This is a genomic window from Ruegeria sp. CDSA236 (assembly GCF_059611285.1).
The window spans coordinates 395,424-412,887 of the sequence record NZ_JBXWPG010000001.1 but is presented as its reverse complement, the minus strand read 5'-3'; the positions used below and the strand labels follow the sequence as shown (position 1 = coordinate 412,887).

The 17,464-nt window shown below is 56.9% G+C and carries 18 protein-coding genes; 9 read left to right on the top strand and 9 right to left on the bottom strand.

Features of this window, described 5'->3' with window-relative positions; genetic code table 11:
* Positions 1-87 precede the first annotated feature (87 nt).
* Together eno and AC2FLB_RS02095 are read left to right on the top strand one after the other, a co-directional pair.
* Positions 88-1,365 carry a phosphopyruvate hydratase gene (gene eno / locus AC2FLB_RS02100; RefSeq protein WP_496708531.1) on the top strand — a complete coding sequence of 426 codons (1,278 nt, stop codon included), beginning with the start codon at positions 88-90 and terminating at the stop codon, positions 1,363-1,365.
* Between the two features lie 273 nt (positions 1,366-1,638).
* Positions 1,639-1,806 carry a hypothetical protein gene (locus tag AC2FLB_RS02095; protein ID WP_185956604.1) on the top strand — a complete coding sequence of 56 codons (168 nt, stop codon included), beginning with the start codon at positions 1,639-1,641 and terminating at the stop codon, positions 1,804-1,806.
* Between the two features lie 52 nt (positions 1,807-1,858).
* Here AC2FLB_RS02095 and AC2FLB_RS02090 read toward each other — a convergent pair whose 3' ends face one another.
* The 3 genes from AC2FLB_RS02090 to mazG form a co-directional block, all read right to left on the bottom strand.
* On the bottom strand, positions 1,859-2,308 hold the full coding sequence (locus tag AC2FLB_RS02090; RefSeq protein WP_496691118.1) for a GNAT family N-acetyltransferase: 450 nt from the start codon (positions 2,306-2,308) through the stop codon (positions 1,859-1,861).
* Positions 2,305-3,246, bottom strand: coding sequence for a nucleoside hydrolase (locus AC2FLB_RS02085; RefSeq protein WP_281971977.1), 942 nt, complete (start codon positions 3,244-3,246; stop codon positions 2,305-2,307). Before AC2FLB_RS02085 ends, AC2FLB_RS02090 begins: the two co-directional genes overlap by 4 nt.
* A gap of 63 nt (positions 3,247-3,309) precedes the next feature.
* On the bottom strand, positions 3,310-4,167 hold the full coding sequence (mazG, locus tag AC2FLB_RS02080; protein WP_142635104.1) for a nucleoside triphosphate pyrophosphohydrolase: 858 nt from the start codon (positions 4,165-4,167) through the stop codon (positions 3,310-3,312).
* Positions 4,168-4,233: 66 nt separating this feature from the next.
* Here mazG and AC2FLB_RS02075 point away from each other — a divergent pair, with 66 nt between their 5' ends.
* The 4 genes from AC2FLB_RS02075 (at position 4,234) to AC2FLB_RS02060 (ending at position 7,860) form a co-directional block, all read left to right on the top strand.
* Entirely contained in the window at positions 4,234-5,397 is a 1,164-nt protein-coding gene (locus AC2FLB_RS02075) for a M20 aminoacylase family protein (protein ID WP_496708530.1), read from the top strand.
* Between the two features lie 12 nt (positions 5,398-5,409).
* Entirely contained in the window at positions 5,410-6,375 is a 966-nt protein-coding gene (speB, locus tag AC2FLB_RS02070; protein WP_142633391.1) for an agmatinase, read from the top strand.
* Positions 6,376-6,438: 63 nt separating this feature from the next.
* Positions 6,439-7,386, top strand: coding sequence for an agmatinase (gene speB / locus AC2FLB_RS02065; protein WP_496708529.1), 948 nt, complete (start codon positions 6,439-6,441; stop codon positions 7,384-7,386).
* Positions 7,387-7,455: 69 nt separating this feature from the next.
* Positions 7,456-7,860, top strand: coding sequence for a DUF1499 domain-containing protein (locus AC2FLB_RS02060; RefSeq protein ID WP_496708672.1), 405 nt, complete (start codon positions 7,456-7,458; stop codon positions 7,858-7,860).
* On the opposite strand, the gene AC2FLB_RS02055 is transcribed toward AC2FLB_RS02060, so the two are convergent.
* Positions 7,801-8,088 (bottom strand): hypothetical protein, encoded by a 288-nt coding sequence (locus AC2FLB_RS02055; protein WP_496695684.1) that lies wholly within the window; start codon positions 8,086-8,088, stop codon positions 7,801-7,803. The genes AC2FLB_RS02060 and AC2FLB_RS02055 overlap by 60 nt on opposite strands.
* Positions 8,089-8,151: 63 nt before the next feature.
* Here AC2FLB_RS02055 and prfA point away from each other — a divergent pair, with 63 nt between their 5' ends.
* The 3 genes from prfA (at position 8,152) to AC2FLB_RS02040 (ending at position 10,862) form a co-directional block, all read left to right on the top strand.
* Positions 8,152-9,207: a peptide chain release factor 1 gene (gene prfA, locus AC2FLB_RS02050; protein ID WP_271947444.1), complete on the top strand. Its 1,056-nt coding sequence runs from the start codon at positions 8,152-8,154 to the stop codon at positions 9,205-9,207.
* A complete protein-coding gene (gene prmC, locus AC2FLB_RS02045; RefSeq protein WP_496701203.1) occupies positions 9,204-10,049 on the top strand; it encodes a peptide chain release factor N(5)-glutamine methyltransferase in 846 nt (281 codons plus the stop codon). Before prfA ends, prmC begins: the two co-directional genes overlap by 4 nt.
* A 237-nt stretch (positions 10,050-10,286) precedes the next feature.
* The gene (locus AC2FLB_RS02040; RefSeq protein ID WP_496691122.1) at positions 10,287-10,862 is read left to right on the top strand and encodes a DUF4167 domain-containing protein; all 576 of its coding nucleotides are present in this window, start codon (positions 10,287-10,289) and stop codon (positions 10,860-10,862) included.
* A gap of 59 nt (positions 10,863-10,921) precedes the next feature.
* Here AC2FLB_RS02040 and rsmA read toward each other — a convergent pair whose 3' ends face one another.
* The 5 genes from rsmA to lptG form a co-directional block, all read right to left on the bottom strand.
* Positions 10,922-11,764 carry a 16S rRNA (adenine(1518)-N(6)/adenine(1519)-N(6))-dimethyltransferase RsmA gene (gene rsmA / locus AC2FLB_RS02035; protein WP_271947438.1) on the bottom strand — a complete coding sequence of 281 codons (843 nt, stop codon included), beginning with the start codon at positions 11,762-11,764 and terminating at the stop codon, positions 10,922-10,924.
* A gap of 84 nt (positions 11,765-11,848) precedes the next feature.
* Complete coding sequence (pdxA, locus tag AC2FLB_RS02030; RefSeq protein WP_496708528.1) at positions 11,849-12,811, bottom strand: 4-hydroxythreonine-4-phosphate dehydrogenase PdxA; 963 nt, start codon at positions 12,809-12,811, stop codon at positions 11,849-11,851.
* Complete coding sequence (locus AC2FLB_RS02025; protein ID WP_281971985.1) at positions 12,808-14,061, bottom strand: peptidylprolyl isomerase; 1,254 nt, start codon at positions 14,059-14,061, stop codon at positions 12,808-12,810. The genes pdxA and AC2FLB_RS02025 overlap by 4 nt, the downstream gene beginning before the upstream one ends.
* A complete protein-coding gene (locus AC2FLB_RS02020; protein WP_496695674.1) occupies positions 14,052-16,214 on the bottom strand; it encodes an LPS-assembly protein LptD in 2,163 nt (720 codons plus the stop codon). The genes AC2FLB_RS02025 and AC2FLB_RS02020 overlap by 10 nt, the downstream gene beginning before the upstream one ends.
* Positions 16,214-17,314, bottom strand: a complete 1,101-nt coding sequence (gene lptG, locus AC2FLB_RS02015) for an LPS export ABC transporter permease LptG (RefSeq protein ID WP_142633419.1) — start codon at positions 17,312-17,314, stop codon at positions 16,214-16,216. Before lptG ends, AC2FLB_RS02020 begins: the two co-directional genes overlap by 1 nt.
* Between the last annotated feature and the right edge of the window lie 150 nt (positions 17,315-17,464).

Below are 17,464 nucleotides of genomic sequence, written 5' to 3'. Positions count from 1 at the left end.
CTGTGTTAGCGATAACATGAGTGGTTTACTTTTTGCCCTGTACTGATATGAGGCTGGCAACTGATTGCAGCCACAGGGACGGGCCTCATGAGCACCATCATCGACATCCATGCACGCGAAATTCTGGACAGCCGGGGCAACCCAACAGTCGAAGTGGACGTGATCCTGGAAGACGGCACCATGGGCCGGGCAGCTGTCCCATCGGGCGCCTCGACCGGTGCCTATGAGGCGGTCGAAAAGCGCGATGGCGACACATCGCGATATATGGGCAAGGGCGTGCTTGAAGCGGTGGCGGCCGTGAATGGCGAAATCGCCGAAGAACTGGTTGGGTTCGACGCGACCGAGCAGGTGGCCATCGACCAGACCATGATCGAACTGGATGGCACCGAGAACAAAGGCCGTCTGGGCGCAAATGCTATCCTGGGCGTCTCGCTGGCAACGGCCAAAGCCGCAGCCGATTTCACCACACAGCCGCTGTTCCGCTATGTCGGCGGCACCTCAGCCCGTATCCTGCCGGTGCCAATGATGAACATCATCAACGGCGGCGAACATGCCGACAACCCGATCGACATTCAGGAATTCATGATCATGCCAACCTCGGCCGCGAATATCCGCGACGCGGTGCGCATGGGGTCCGAGGTGTTCCATACTCTGAAGAAAGAGCTGTCGTCGGCAGGTCTTGCCACAGGTGTCGGCGACGAGGGCGGCTTTGCCCCCAACATCGCCAGCACGCGCGAGGCACTGGATTTCATTCTGAAATCCATCGAAAAGGCGGGCTACAAGCCGGGTGAGGAAATCCATCTGGCTTTGGATTGCGCCGCGACCGAGTATTACAAAGACGGCAAATACATCCTGTCCGGTGAGGGCAAGAGCCTGACCTCGGAAGAAAATGCCGACTATCTGGCGGCGCTGGTCAACGACTATCCGATCATCTCAATCGAAGACGGTATGTCCGAGGATGATTGGAATGGCTGGAAGGCCCTGACCGACGCCATCGGCGACAAGGTGCAACTGGTGGGCGACGATCTGTTCGTCACCAACCCCACGCGACTGGCGGAAGGGATTGAACGCGGTTGTGCCAACTCGATGCTGGTCAAGGTGAACCAGATCGGAACGCTGACCGAGACGCTGCGCGCCGTCGATATGGCCCATCGCGCACGCTATACGAATGTGATGTCGCACCGCTCGGGCGAGACCGAAGATGCCACGATTGCCGATCTGGCAGTGGCCACGAATTGCGGTCAGATCAAAACCGGATCACTGGCACGGTCAGATCGGTTAGCCAAGTATAATCAACTGATCCGTATCGAAGAATCTCTGGGTGAGATTGCCGAATACGCAGGGGCCTCAATCCTCAAGCGCTGAAACCTGTAAGCCTGAATTTTGATTGCCTGGCCTGTGGAAATGGGCCGGGTTTTTTTGTGTTGGATTGTAGGTTTTGCCCATCTCTAAATCTCAAATCGGCACTTTGGTATGATTGGATCAGAAGAAACTTGGGGGGTTATGAATAGTATTATCTATATATATTAATGGCTTATAGAAGACTCCTGCGCTGGCGGCCCTGATGTGTGAACTTTTTCCTTTTTGTTCTGTAGTGCGCATTCGTATCATATTGAAATAACAGATAAGGGGAACACTATGAATGGTTCGAAACTTCTTCTGGTAGCGTCTGCACTCAGCACTGTATTTCTGGTTGCTTGCTCAGAGCCTGGAACATATCCGATCACCGGTACGGCAGTGTCCCCTGACGATCCGGTGGCAAACCTTGAAGCTCCGGTTTACATCCGTCGCGGTGAGGCCCGGTAGGGTCTGTCAATCTTTCGTGGGTGGCCTTGTTGTTCAGCCACACAGAAATGGATCAAAGGGTTTTGCTCATCAGCATATAGCGGTCACGAGGCTTGAAACCTGTACGTAGATACAGTTTCTGCGCAGTCTCGTTTGTACGATCGACTTCAAGATGCAAAGCTGTGAGCCCCGCGTTTGCCAACGCCTTGGGCAAATCCAGCAAGACTTCAGAGGCAATTCCGCGCCCTCGCACGGCGGGACGAATATAGATCTCATCCACGAATCCATCCATGCCGCCGAATTCAACCGACCACCCAAAGGTCAGGATGACATAGCCCAAGGGTGCGCGACCGGGGCCAATCAGGTAGATGCACCCAAAAGGTATTCCCTCGAGAAGAGGCGCAAGCGCATTGCGCGTCTGATCAGCATCCTGGGTAATGCCTTCTTCGGCGTGAAAGGCGGCGACCAGACCAACCAGACGTTCCAGATCCTCGGGGCGAGCAAGGCGAAGTGCGGCGCTCATAGTCGGGCCAGCCGATCCGTGAGCAGATCAAAAAACCCGCCAGCGTCAATTTCTCCGATGAACAGGGCGTTGGGTTTTCTGTCGGTAACACCCCACCAATCGGCAACTGTCATGCCCAAGGTCAGCTTTGATTGGGTCTCGACCTCGACATTCACCAGCCGCCCGGTAAACAGTTCGGGCTTGATAAGATAGGCTGTCACGCAAGGGTCGTGTAGCGGAGCACCTTCCGAGCCGTATTTGTTCTTGTCGAACCTTTCAAAGAAATCGGTCATCTCGGCCACCGCGACACCGGCCTTGTTTCCAATTCTACGGAAGGCATCGTTGCGCGTCTTGGTCACCAGAGCTTTATGCGTGACATCAAGCGACATCACCACAATGGGACGTCCAGATTTGAACACAATATCAGCGGCTTCTGGATCGACGTAAATGTTAAATTCGGCGGTTGGGGTGATGTTTCCAACTTCGAAATATGCCCCTCCCATCAAAACGATCTCTTGAACTCGGTCCACGATGTCAGGCGCTTTGCGGAACGCTGTGGCGATGTTGGTCAATGGCCCAAGGGGGCAGAGCGTAACGGAGCCTGGTTCATGCGCGCGCAACGTGTCGATGATGAAATCGACGGCATGTCCTTCGGACAGCGGCATCTGCGGATCCGGCAGAACCGGCCCATCCAAGCCAGTTTTGCCATGCACATGCTCTGCTGTGATCAGGGGGCGCTCTAACGGGCGGTCGCATCCGGCATAGACGGGGGTCTGGGTATGGCCAGCCAGTTCACAGACAATACGCGCGTTTTTTGCGGTTAGCTCTAAGGGTACGTTGCCAGCGACTGCGGTAATGCCCAAAACCTCAATTTCGTCGGGGCTGGCAAGCGCCAGCAGAATGGCGACGGCATCGTCCTGTCCCGGATCGGTGTCTATAATGATTTTGCGAGCGGGCATGATCGTCTCCGGAGGTCGTGAAGGTGGGACACTCGCAAGTGTCCGAGAGCTTGTCTAGCGGTTTTACGTTCCGGCCTCGGCCTTTGCCGGCGGGAGTTTGCCATTGGCCCGATGTTCTTCGATCTTCACCTCGTCCCAAAGCGCGTCCATCTCTTCCAGCGTGCTTTCCGTTGGGGTTTTCCCCCGTGCAGCCAGGCGCGACTCGACCTGTTCGAACCGGCGGGTGAACTTGGCGTTGGTCCGACGCAGGGCGGTCTCGGGTTCGACCCCAAGATGGCGGCCCAGATTGACCATAACGAATAGCAGATCGCCGAACTCATCCTCTAACGCATCCGCATCCATGCGGTCGCGTGCCTCTTCCAGCTCGGCAGCCTCTTCGGTTATCTTGGCCAGCACATGGCTGGCATCGGGCCAGTCGAATCCAACACGGGCGGCACGTTTCTGCAATTTGAGAGCACGCAGCAGGGCGGGCAGGTTGGCGGCGACACCGTCCAACGCGCCTTGTTGTTCTTTACCAGCACGCTCGGCTGCTTTGATGGCTTCCCAGTCCAGTGTTTGCTGCTCTGCCGATTTGTCGCGGGATTCGTCGCCAAAGACATGCGGGTGCCGGGCGACCATCTTGTCCGACATGGTGCGCACCACGTCCTGAAAGGTGAAATGCCCGGCTTCTTCGGCCATTTGTGCATGAAAGACAGACTGGAACAGCAGATCCCCAAGTTCGCCCTTCAGCTCATCATAAGCCTCACGTTCGATGGCATCAGCGACCTCATAAGCCTCTTCGATTGTGTAAGGAGCGACCGTGCCGAAATCCTGCTCGATATCCCATGGGCAGCCGGTTTGAGGGTCGCGCAGTCGGCGCATGATCTCTAACAAGCGTTCGATGCCAGCATCGCTGTCATGGATCAGAGGATTTTCGGCCATTGCGAACCCTTTCGTTCCGGTGTCAGATGCATCCATTCCGCAGTCACGATCAGGAGTCCACCCCAGATGCCCGTCGTCAACCGAATTGCCGATTTCTCTGCCGATATGGCCGCATGGCGCCAGCATCTGCATACGATCCCCGAGCTTGCCTTCGAATGCCACGAAACCGCGGCCTTTGTCGCTGATCGACTCCGTGAGTTCGATGTGGATGAGGTGCACCAAGGGATCGCCACCACTGGGATCGTTGCGATCATCAACGGGCAGGGCGAAGGACCGACGATCGGTCTGCGCGCTGATATGGACGCTCTGCCTATCCCCGAGGAAACAGGGGTCGCGTACCAATCAACCAAGCCCGGAAACATGCATGCCTGCGGTCATGACGGGCACACCACGATGTTGTTGGGCGCAGCGCGCTATCTGGCGGAAACCCGAAATTTCCGTGGACGCGTGGCGCTGATCTTTCAACCGGCCGAAGAAGAGGGTGGTGGCGCGGGCGTCATGGTCGAAGAGGGGATTATGGACCGGTTCGACATTTCCCAAATCTATGCATTGCACAATGCGCCTGGAATTCCCGAAGGATCCTTTCAGACAACCCCCGGGCCGATCATGGCAGCTGTTGATACGTTCGAAGTTCACATTCAGGGCCTTGGTGGCCATGGTGCCATGCCGCATGAAACCCGGGATCCGGTGATGGCGGTCTGCGGTATCGCCCAGGCGATTCAGACCATCGTCAGTCGTAACAACTATGCTTTGGACAGTCTGGTGATCTCGGTCACGCAAATCCATACCGGCACCGTGAACAACGTGATCCCCGATACCGCCTTTATCAACGGCACTGTGCGCACTTTTGATCCGACTGTGCAGAAAATGGTGATGGAGCGGATGGAACAGATCGTACAAGGACAAGCCCAATCCTATGGTGTCGAAGCGCGGCTGGACTATGAGGTCAACTATCCTGCAACAATCAATGACGCCGACAAGACTGGTTTTGCCGCAGAAATCGCGCGTGATGTTGCCGGTGCAGATCGCGTGATGACCAATGTCGACGCGATGATGGGGGCCGAGGATTTTTCATACATGCTGCAGTCGCGCCCCGGCGCTTACCTGTTTCTGGGGCAAGGCGAGGGGGCCGGACTGCATCATCCGAAATACAACTTCAACGACGACATCGCGCCGGTTGGGGCGTCTTTCTTTGCGCGGATCGTCGAAAAGGCCCAGCCTTTGGGCTGACAGGAGAAAGACATGGCACTGGAAGATTCAAAGAATTTCGTCGACGAGGCTTTTACCAATCCTGAACTGAAAGGCGTCTCGTACGAGAATACTTTCGGGGGGGCGATGTCATTTTTGCGCCGCTTGTATACCAAGGATCTGACCGGGATTGATATCGCCGTAACCGGCGTGCCATTTGATCAGGCGGTGACGAACCGCCCCGGTACGCGTCTTGGGCCACGCGCCATCCGCGAGGCCAGCACGTTGCAATCCCCGGATGAGCCTTATGGCTGGCCGTTTGATGCGCTAAGCGAATTGGCAATCGTGGATTACGGGGACATGGCTTATGACTACGCCAATATACCTGCCTTTCCGGACACATTGACGGACCACATTCGCACAATTCTCAACGCTGACGTGGCCTCGGTGACGCTTGGTGGGGACCACTATATCAGCTTTCCGATCCTGAAGGCCTATGCCGAGAAATACGGGCCGATGTCCTTGCTGCAATTTGATGCGCATACGGATACATGGGCTGACGACGACATGTCCCGCGTGGATCATGGGACCATGTTCTACAAGGCGGTCAAATCAGGGATAGTGGACCCCAAGCGCTCGGTTCAGGTGGGTATTCGTACGACGAACGAAGATACTTTGGGGGTCAACATCATTGACGCTCGGGAGGTGTACGAGTCCGGTCCCGCCGCCGTGGCGCAAAAGATCAAAGGCATTCTTGGTGACAACCCGGTTTACCTGAGCTTCGATATCGACGGTCTGGACCCGGCCTTTGCGCCTGGCACGGGAACGCCGGTCTGGGGTGGACTGAGTTCGATTCAGGCCCAGATCATCCTGCGCGACATTGCTGGGATCAACATCAAAGGCGGGGACGTGGTCGAGGTTTCGCCTCCCTATGACACCTCAGGTGCGACAGCGATTGCAGGCGCACATGTGGCGACGCAAATCATTTGCCTGCTGGGATGGAACAAGCTGAAGCCTTAACCTTTGGTTAGCCATCTTTCCGGTATCAGGTTAGCAGCAGGGCAGGACGGAAGACATAACGGCATGACACAATTCAACCAACCAATCAGCGGTAACGATCTGGCGCGTTTTTCCGGCCCAAACACGTTTATGCGCCTGCCGCAGGCGGATACGTTGGCCGGATTGGATGTGGCCGTAATAGGCATACCGATGGACATTGGCACCTCTTGGCGGTCGGGGACACGGTTCGGACCGAAACAGATCCGCAGCGAAAGTGCGATGCTGCGGCCTTACAATATGGCCACCTTTGCGGCCCCCTTCGACAGCCTGCAAATCGCCGACATCGGCGATCTGGCAATCAACACCTTTTCGCTGTCCGACAGTCTGAGGATCATCAAGGAAAGCTATGACGCGATTCTGGCGCAGGGTGTGACACCTGCGGCGATGGGGGGCGATCACTCGATCACCTTGCCGATCCTTCGGGCGATAGCCGCGAAACACGGGCCTGTGGCGCTGGTCCATGTGGATGCCCATGCGGATGTAAATGATGAGATGTTTGGCGAAAAGGAAACCCATGGCACCGTTTTCCGGCGTGCCTATGAAGAAGGGCTGATCGTGCCGGAAAAAACCTTTCAGATCGGCATCCGAGGCTCTGGCTATGCGGCATCGGACTTTACCGAGGCCAAAGGGTGGGGCTTTCGCCAATACCCCGCATGGGAGCTTTGGCAGCAGAACCTGACGGTCATGGGCGCGCAGATACGCAATGAGATCGGGGATCATCCGGTCTATATCACCTATGACATTGACAGTCTGGACCCGTCTTTCGCCCCCGGAACCGGCACGCCCGAGATCGCCGGGTTAACCACACCGCAGGCGCTGCAACTGATCCATGCCCTGGGCGGGACAAATGTGGTTGGGTGTGATCTGGTCGAGGTTTCTCCGCCGTATGATCCCTCTGGCAATACGGCGCTGACCGCTGCCAATCTGCTGTTTGAACTGCTGTGCATATTGCCAGGCGTGACGTCACGGTAGGGATCACGGCAGTCTCTTGTTTGCTATGCGGAACTGCATATGGTTCCGCAATCTAACAGAGTGGAAAAGATGAAAATGACGCTGTGGCTGATTGCGGGTCTGATTGTCCTTGTGGGGGCGTATATACGGCTTGCGCCGTCTGATCCCGCCATCTGGCACAATGCCCCCGTCGGCGACGCGAAAAGGGACCTCCGTGGTGGCGTCGTGCGAGTACTTGAAACGGGGCCGGACGGGTTGGCGCAGTTGAACGAAATCGCAATGGCCTCACCACGTACAAAGGTTCTGGTCGGGTCAGTTGATGACGGGATGGTCACCTATATCACCCGTACCAAAGTGATAGGTTTTCCAGATTACACAACCGCCCAGCAGAACGGCGATACACTGCGCATCTATGGCAGGTTGCGCTTTGGACGCTCAGATTTTGGGGTAAACCGAAACCGCGTTGATGGCTGGCTCGCGCGTATGCAGCCCTGAGGACAGGCATCCTTCCTGTACCTCGCGCCACATCGGAACGTTCAGTGACATCTGACATTGTGCAGTGAAAATGCGACCGTCGACCTGCAGGCAGATCATCTCGCCCAATTCAACGCGTGACCCGGATTTGTCAGTGCAATAGCAGTCCTGTACCTTGCCGCCGGGACCGACGACATCGGCCATCACGGGCGTCGCAAAAAGCGAAAGAACCAGAACCAACCGTCTCATGCGGGGCAGCTTAGCATACGGACAGCCCTTGACCATAGCCCCGGATTAAGAGACACCGCCCGGATGATCCCCGAAGAACGCCTTGAACAGATAACTCAGCGATTCCAATACCTCGAAGCGGCCATGGCGGATGGTGCTTTGGGCGGCGATATTGCTGTGCTGGCCAAGGAATATTCGGACCTCAAGCCGGTGGTCGATCAGATCATGGCATGGCGCCAGCTGGTCACTGACCTTGCCGAGGCCGAGGCGATGCTGGCCGATCCCGATATGAGGGAGCTGGCCGAAGAGGAAATCCCCAACCTGCAGGCCCAAATCCCCGGTGCCGAAAACGCCCTGCAACTGGCCTTGTTGCCTAGGGATGCCGCTGATGCGCGTCCGGCCATGTTGGAAATCCGCCCTGGAACCGGCGGTGATGAGGCCGCGCTTTTTGCGGGCGATCTGCTGCGCATGTATCAGCGGTATTCCGAAGCGCGCGGTTGGAAATTCGAGATTATCGAGGAGCAGGCGTCGGATCTAGGCGGCATCAAAGAGGTGGTTGCCCATATTAAGGGCGACAACGTCTTTGCCCGTTTGAAATACGAATCTGGCGTTCACCGGGTGCAGCGGGTGCCGGAGACCGAAAGTGGCGGGCGCATTCATACCTCGGCGGCGACCGTGGCGGTTCTGCCCGAGGCCGAAGATGTCGATATTCAGATCGACGCCAATGATATCCGTATCGACACGATGCGCAGCTCGGGTGCGGGTGGGCAGCACGTGAACACCACCGATTCGGCCGTGCGGATTACACACTTGCCCACCGGGCTTGTGGTGACCAGCTCCGAGAAATCTCAACACCGCAATCGCGAGATCGCGATGCAGGTTCTGAAGACTCGACTCTATGATCAGGAGCGTCAGCGGATTGACAGCGAACGCTCGGCAGATCGGGCGAACCAGGTCGGGTCTGGCGACCGGTCGGAACGGATTAGGACCTATAATTTTCCGCAAGGCCGCATGACGGACCACAGGATCAATCTGACGCTGTACAAGTTGGATCAGGTGATGCAGGGCGATCTGGATGAGGTAATCGACGCATTGACCGCGGATGATCAGGCGCGTCTCCTGGCCGAGATGGCGCAATGACCGGCGGCCAGACAGCGGCTCAGGCCATGGTGGCCGCTACGGCAAGATTGCGTGCGGCTGGTGTGGCTGATCCGGCGCGGGATGCGCGGGTTCTACTCGCCCACGCCGCCCGGATCGAAGCAAGTCGCGTGACACTGATTACACCCGAAGAGCTTTTACCGGATATTGCTGAACGATACGAGCAACTGATCTCGCTTCGGGCCATTCGTGTGCCCGTTTCTCACCTGTTGGGGGAACGTGAGTTTTACGGCCGTCGGTTCAAAGTTAGCCGGGACGTGCTGGATCCACGCCCGGAAACAGAGGTTCTGATCGAGGCCGCGCTGAGCGAACCCTTTGACTATGTCCTCGATCTGGGGGTTGGATCGGGGTGCATCCTGATCACATTGCTGGCCGAACGCACCAGTGCATCGGGTATTGGTGTGGATCTGAGCGAGGCGGCCTGCCTACAGGCCAGTGCAAATGCCGTGCAACACGATGTTCAGAACCGGATCGAAATTAAGCAATCCGATTGGTTTGGAGACATTGAAGCTAAATTTGACCTGATTGTTTCAAACCCGCCCTATATTTCCCTTCCGGAAATGGACACCCTGGCACCTGAAGTGCGGGACCATGAGCCGCGGATGGCATTGACAGACGAAGGTGACGGCTTGGGGGCCTACCGCAGGATTGCTGCCGCCGCCCCGGATTTTCTATTGCCCCATGGTCGGTTACTTGTCGAAATCGGACCCGAGCAAGGGCAAAGCGTCGCATCTTTGTTCGACGCAGCAGGATTGACAGACGTACGGATCATTCCCGATCTGGATGGTCGCGACCGCGTCGTTTTCGCCAGAATGCCTTCATGACGGAACGTTCTGAGGCCGAAATGCGCCGATTGATATAAAAAAGGTACAAAAATTGGGACAAACCTCTTGTCTGCACGCTCTGGACGTGTTTACTCAGGTGTAGTCAGAGAGGTTGACGCTGTTACAGCGGGCCCCTGACGCCAAGCCCAAAAAAGCCGACATCGTGTCATAGCTAAGCCCTTGAGCAGTGCAAGACGCGAACTGATCGGCAGCGAACGACAAGGCTGACTAAAGTAGATGAGATCTTCCAAATCCCGCTCTCGGGCAAAGAATAACCGCAATCGTCCTTCTGGCGGCAACGTCGTAAACCGAGTTTTCGACAGTTCGGGCCCAGAGGGCAAAGTGCGTGGCACGCCGCAACAGATTATTGATAAATATAATCAGCTTGCACGCGATGCTCAGTTGTCTAACGACCGTGTAGCTGCCGAAAACTTTCAGCAGCACGCCGAACATTACCTGCGTTTGCTTAGCGAAGCTCAGCGTGAAATGGATGCACGCCGTGAGGAGCAAGAGCGTCAGAATCGCGAACGCCAGGCTGAACGAGATCGTGAGCGTGCCGAGCGTCAGGAACGCGAAACCGTCCGCCAGTCGGATCCCGCTGAGGCACCTCAACCTGATGTGATGGGGTTTGCCGCTGACGCAGCTGCTCCGGAATCCGGGCTTGTAGAAACGCCTGAAAGCAAAAGCCCTGAAGAGGCCGAGAAAAAAGAAAAACCGGCCCGTCGGCCTCGGGCGCGCAAGCCCAAAGCCGCACCTGCTGCGACTGAGGACGCGCCCTCTGGCAACGGTGATACGCCTGAAGCGGCAGAGTAAATCAGCCAGTATAGAAAAGAAAAACCCTGCGGTCTGTTAGGCCGCAGGGTTTTTTTGTTTCAGGATCTTTTGACTTCGCGGGCCAATGCGCAGAACGCTTCTAAAGGCACTTGTTCCGCACGTTCAGTGGGTTTGATCCCGGCGGTTATCAGGCGGTCTTCGATATCGGGTGCGACGCCTTTCAGTGAAGCCCGCAGCATCTTGCGGCGCTGATTAAATGCGGCGGCAACCACGCGGGACAGGGTGGCAGGGTCAGCCGGATATCGTGGTTGCGGCAGGGCGGTTAGGTGGACCACAGCGCTTGATACCTTGGGGGGCGGGGTGAACGCGCCGGGTGGCAGTGACATGGCGATGCGCGCGTCGGCCCGCCATTGGGCAAGGATGGCCAAGCGGCCATAGGCTTTTCCGCCGGGCTGGGCGACGATCCGTTCCGCCACTTCGCGCTGAAACATCAGGGTCAGGCTTTGCCAGAACGGAGGCCATTGCGGCGGGGTCAGCCAGCGGACCAGCAACTCGGTGCCGACATTGTAGGGCAGGTTCGCCGCCACACGGATCGGAGGGGTCAGATGCGTAAGCGGATCAATCTCAAGCGCGTCACCGTTGATGACCTCAAGCCTACCGGGATAGGCGGCGGCGATGTCATTCAGGGCAGCGATACAGCGTGTGTCTTTTTCAACCGCGACAACCTTGCGCGCACCTTCTGAAAGTAGCCCACGGGTCAGCCCGCCGGGGCCGGGGCCGATTTCCAGAACATCGCATTCCGCAAGATCTCCGGCCTGCCGCGCGATCTTGGCGGTCAGGTTCAGGTCCAGCAAAAAGTTCTGGCCCAGCGACTTGCGAGCCGAGAGTTGATGCGAAGCGATAACCTCGCGCAGAGGGGGAAGGTTGTCGATAGTGCTCATGATCCGATCACCGTGGCGCGGTTTGATAGGAGAGCGCCAGAGAATTTTTACCTCTGGTCGGGATATTTTCAGCCTGCTGAAGGATCAAGAGCTTTGTGCCATCTTCTGGGCAAGTTTCAACGCTTCGATCAGGCTGGTGGGGTTTGCAAGGCCTTGCCCCGCAATGTCCAGTGCAGTCCCGTGATCGGGTGAGGTTCGGATAAATGGTAGGCCTAGGGTAACGTTCACACCGCGATCGAAATCCAGCGTCTTGATCGGAATCAGAGCCTGATCGTGATACATGGCGATGGCGGCGTCATAGCGCGCGCGCGCTGCGGCGTGGAACAATGTATCCGCGGGGTGCGGGCCGGTTACGGTATACTCTTTGCGGGGCAGCTCCGCGATCAGCGGTGCAATCCAGTCCAGTTCTTCTTGTCCCATCTTGCCGCCTTCACCGGCATGCGGGTTGAGGCCCGCGACGGCTATCCGCGGGGTGGCAATACCGAACTGTGATTGTAATCCCTGAGCTGTGATTTCGATGGTTTCCCGCAAAAGCTCGGGCGTAAGCTCGCAAGGAACGCGTGAGAGCGGGATGTGGATGGTTGCTGGTACAACGCGCAGTTGGTCACTGGCCAGCATCATCACAACACGTTGGGACCCAGCCAAGGCGCCCAGAAATTCCGTATGGCCGGGGAATGAGAAACCTGCTCCGTCGATAAGTGCTTTCTTGTGGATCGGCGCGGTACATAGCGCCGATGCAGAACCGGACTGAACCAGCGCTACGCCGGTTTCAATGGCAGTGACAACTGATCTGGCGTTGGCTGGATTAGGGTGCCCAGGCCGGTTGGGGGCTGGAAAGTCCATTTGCAGTACGGGCAGGGCAGAGCCACAGATCTCGACCGCCTGAGAGGCGTCGCTGATCTGTACCGACGGTGTCTCGGGCGGCAAATGCGCGGCATCGCCAATATAGAAGAAAGGGCAGGTGGTTCTAAGGCTGGTCCAGGCTTTTGCGGCGATCTCGGGCCCAATTCCGGCCGGATCGCCGCAGCTGAGCGCGATTGGCTTCATTGTTCAACAATAGTTGCGTCGGCACGCATTTGCCCCAACAGGCTTTCTGCAAGTGTTTGCAGCCTTTGCTGGGTCAGAGCATTGGCGACATCTGCACGCGTTGTCTCTTCGCCAAGGTTGCGGGTACGTGTGCACAACATCACAAAAGCCAGTGTTTGGCCGTTGTTGCGGGTCAGCGTGGTTGAAACTTCGTTCAGGTCCAGTTTGGCCAGTTCCAACGCGATATCGCGCGGGATTTCCGACGGTTTGCTGACATTCCGCTCTAAGACTTCGGCTGGCTTGTTTTGCACGATACCGTACAGATCATCGCAAGTGTCTATTTCTTCTTTCAGCTTTTCGGCTGCGGCCAGTGTTTCCGCACTACGACCACCGGGCATGTAATAGACAGCATAGTCGATCTCGGAATAGGTGGGCGTACTCGCAGCGGTCTCACGCAAACCGCGCATCTGAAACAGTGCCACGGCATTGGGCAGCGGAATGGGCTGGGTGACGTCACCATTTTTGAGCCCGATGATGACCGGCTGCAGCGCCGGGGGCAGATCGGTCAAGTTCAACCAGTCAAGGCGCCCCCCATTGGTGCGAGTTCCGGCCGCCGAGTACTGTGTTGCGGCGGTTGAAAAGGAATCATAGCCCTCGATCAAGGCGATCTCTTCGGCCAGCAGTTGAACCTGTGGCAGGTTTTGTTGGTTCACAGGAATAATGATTTCCGAAAGAAGGACTTGCAGGCCGCCACTTCCAGATTGTCCAAGTGCGCGATTGATCTCGTCTTCCGATGGTCTCGCCTGCGACAGAAAACGCGCGCTGACGAATTCACGCCAGGAAATCTGATCCTTGATGAAATCCCGAACCGTCTCACGGTCAACACCGGCATCCGCCAGAAGCTGCAGGAATTCGTCGCTCGAAAGCTGACCGCGGGCTGCAAATTGGTCTATTCCAACCTGAACGTCTTCGGGGGCGACCACGATTCCAGCGTCGCGCATCGCCTGTTTGCGCAGGCGGTCGTCTATCAGAGCTTTGCGCACGTCTTCCTCGGTTGCGCCGGGAACACCCAGAATCGAGAGGAATTGCAGGCGCTGTTCCAGCTCATACCAGGTCACGATGTCTTGATTGACCTTTATGGCAGGCGAGAACAGGTTCTGTGCCACTGCCTTTACAGGTGCTATGGCAATCGAAACTGCAACCAGTGCCGGAGCAACCAGCCCGATATGGCTGGAACGAAAGAAACGTGAAAAACCTGTTATCAACTGCATCTTCTCTTGTACTGTTTGCCGCCACCTTCGACAGAATATCCTGTCAGAGCTACGGTAAAGCCGAATTCGGTCGAAGGCTCAATACTTGATGACGAGGTATAGCGCCTGCTGACCGACATGTTAACCTGAACACACTCGTTCCGGTACGTGATACCCAACCCATATCTGATCGGTTCAGATTCGCTCAGGTCATACCGCGCCTGAGCACGGGTTTGCCAGTTCTGATCGATGTCGTACCGCCCGCGCAACCAGATCTCGGAAATCTCATCGTCGACATTTTCTGCGGGATCGGGTTCTTGCCAGACATAGCTTCCGCTGAGGGCCGTTGTTTCCTTTTGCCATGCAGCACGCAGCTCGGCCTTGGCAAAGCTGAAATCTCCGTTCACCAAACCTCGCCCGGCCAGAGACCACCCGTTGGGCGTTTCAAGTTGTCCGGCGATCAACACATCGGACGAAGTGCCCTGAAGGCCCGATGTAAGGTTAAAGTCGGGATCAGCATCCGCACGAAAGACCTGACCGATCGTGGCACGCGCTTGCCAGCCCCTGGAGCCATAACGCGCCCAATTCACCCCAACGACGCCGCTGACCCCATCTTCGCGCCTGTCCTCGGCAGGGAATCGGGACAGCGATAACAGGTTACCCTGGTCAAACTCCTGAAACGTACTTTCGTCGATAGGAACATCATTGTCGGAGACATGCGTCCACCCGATCTGCGCGATGGGTTCCAGCAACTGGGTTGCGCCCGACGCCTCGCGGCGAGTCATTGGAAGGCGCAGCGTCAGTGCGGCGCGCGGGGTCGTGCGGGTCACCTGATCGGGATAGGCGCTGTCGTGGCGGATATTGAACGTATCGATTGACGCGCCTACTTGGGCATCTGCACGCAGCCCCCAGCCCAGTATCCAGCTGCGCAGCCATTCGGTATCGAAGGTCGCTCGGGCAACATCGCGCCCGATAACGTCCTCATTGCTCGTTCTTTCATGGGCATGGCCGATGAAAGCCATCCGCACCTCTCCTCCGACAGCTGCCGGGAAGAAGCGTTTGCGATAGTTCAGGTCGAAGATGCGAGAAGGAATCTGATCCTGATCCTCGCTATCTCGCAAGGTTTTATAGTGGTTTAGGCTGGTCCGGAAAGCGGTATCGCGCTTGATCCTTTCCAGGGCAATTTCGCTGCGCAGACGGTCAAAGTCGGGCAGGCCGTAATCAGCCAGATAGGAATCGTCGGACGTGGTTCGGATGTTGAAGGTCAGGCGATAGTCGTCCGGCAGATCAAACCAGCCGTTGGTAAAGAAATATCCGCGCGCCTCGTCCCGTTGAAGGTCATCGCGAGTATGCGCGCCTTCGATTTTGATCCGTCCGTTCTTAAAGGCCTGACGATAGCGATAGCCCAGAGTTCTGGTCTTACCGGAAAGGTAAGGTGTCAACGTGAGGTCCTTGTGATCTCCAAGCTTGAAGAAATAGGGAACCTTTATGCCTGTGCCCAACTGCGAGGTGGTGCGGACCGATGGGACCAGAAAACCAGTCGCCCGGTCCAGCGTTGGATCGGGGAGACGCAGGTAAGGGAAATAGAAGACCGGCACATCCAGCACCCGGAATTGCGCACCTTCGAAATAGAGCTGTCGTTCCAACTGATCATGGGTCACCTTGCGGGCACGGATTTGCCAGAGCGGTGGCCGCCCATCCGTGCAGACATGGCAAGACGTCGCCGAGACTTTGCTGAACTGGGTGTATCTGCCGCCAGCACGTGTCGCCTGCACCGAGGCAATTTGCACCTGTTGGTCGAACACCATTCGGGCGCCGATCAAAAGGCCGTTGAGCAAACCCCGGTCGAGTTCTGCGGAATCCGCCAAAACTGTAGTTCGATTGCCCTGATCAATCCGGATCGGTCCTTCCAGTGTAAGCTCACCGCTTTCGCGGTCGTACAAAATCCGGCTGGCCGTCATTTTGACGTCACCCTGAAACGCTTCGACATTGCCCTCTGCGATCAGCACACGCTCTGGGGTAATGAAAATCTTGTCGGCGACAAGTAAGGCTGGTGGCTCTTGCTGGGACGCGTTCGTCGTTTGATCCTGTTCCGGCAAAGTCTGGGCCAGGACATCCAAAGGCAAAGACAATGCAACCGCACCCGAGAGCAATAGCAGAGCGAATTTGCGCATTAGCCATCCTCCGCATGCAACAGCAGGCCAAGAGAAAGAAGGATGGCCGCAAATGGCGGGGCCCAGGCTGCAACGAAGATAGGCAACTGACCGTTTTCTCCCAATATTTGCGCGAAATTACGGACGAAATAGATGGCGAAGCCCAGCAACACGGCCGTCAGCACCGCTATTCCGGTGCCGCCGAACCGGACATGCCGCATGGTAAAGGCCGCGCCAATCAAGACCATTGCGACCAGAAACAGAGGTCTTGCCAGTTGGACCTGAAACCAGACCTCGTATTGCTTGGTCGAAAAGCCCGCCTCGCGCAGGTCTCGGATCAACTGGGGCAAATCGTAGACAGACATCGAATCCTGGTTGGCCAGCCTGTCCAGAATGCGCTGACGTGTCAGGGTGGTCGGAATCTCCAGACGATCATGCTCTTTCGAGCCAGCTTCGGGATTGATGCCGTTCATAAGTGGCCAGATCTTGGCATCCTGTAAAACCCAAAAACCGTCTTCCAACTTGGCCTGTTTGGCAGAGATTTGGCGTGTCGGCTGACCAATCGCGTCGAATGTTATTATGGTGACGTCCTTCAACAGCAGGGTGTTACCGTTTGACGTTCGGCGCGCGTGGACAACCGATTGGCCCTCTTCTGTAGCTTGCCGTAACCACAAACCCTCACTGCTGATCGAAAGAGCTGAGCTGGTGCGGTTACGGTAGGAATCGGAAAGCCGTTGGAATTCTTCGGAAGTTGCGGCAGCAAACGGGTTAAGCACCGCAACTGCCAAGGCTCCGATCAACAGGGCCAAAGTTACAGGTGCAAGCAGGACGCGAATTCCAGATCGCCCGATCGAGCGCGTCACCACCAATTCCGAGCTGCGCGCCAATCCGATGAACAACGCAATCGTGGACAGGATGATCAGCAGGGGCAGCATCTCACCGATGGCGGCGGGCGTATTCAATAGGGTCAGATACAAAAGCCGGCCAAATGACAGATCGACCTCATCAAAGCGCCGTACCTGTTCAATCAGATCGATCAGAATCATCAGCGTCAAAAAGATACAGCCAATGACCAGAAAGCTCTGGGTGAACCGGCGGGCAAAATATCGATCCAGGATCACAAACGCGCCCCCGGCATCACTGCGTTGCCTGCAGCGGGGGGCTTGAAGTTAAGAGAATCAGCGGTACATGCGCCAGCGCGCAACGGCCTATGCCTGCCCCGATTTGCCAATTCGCCCTCCCGCTCTCCGACCCTGCCGGAACTTTTTCCG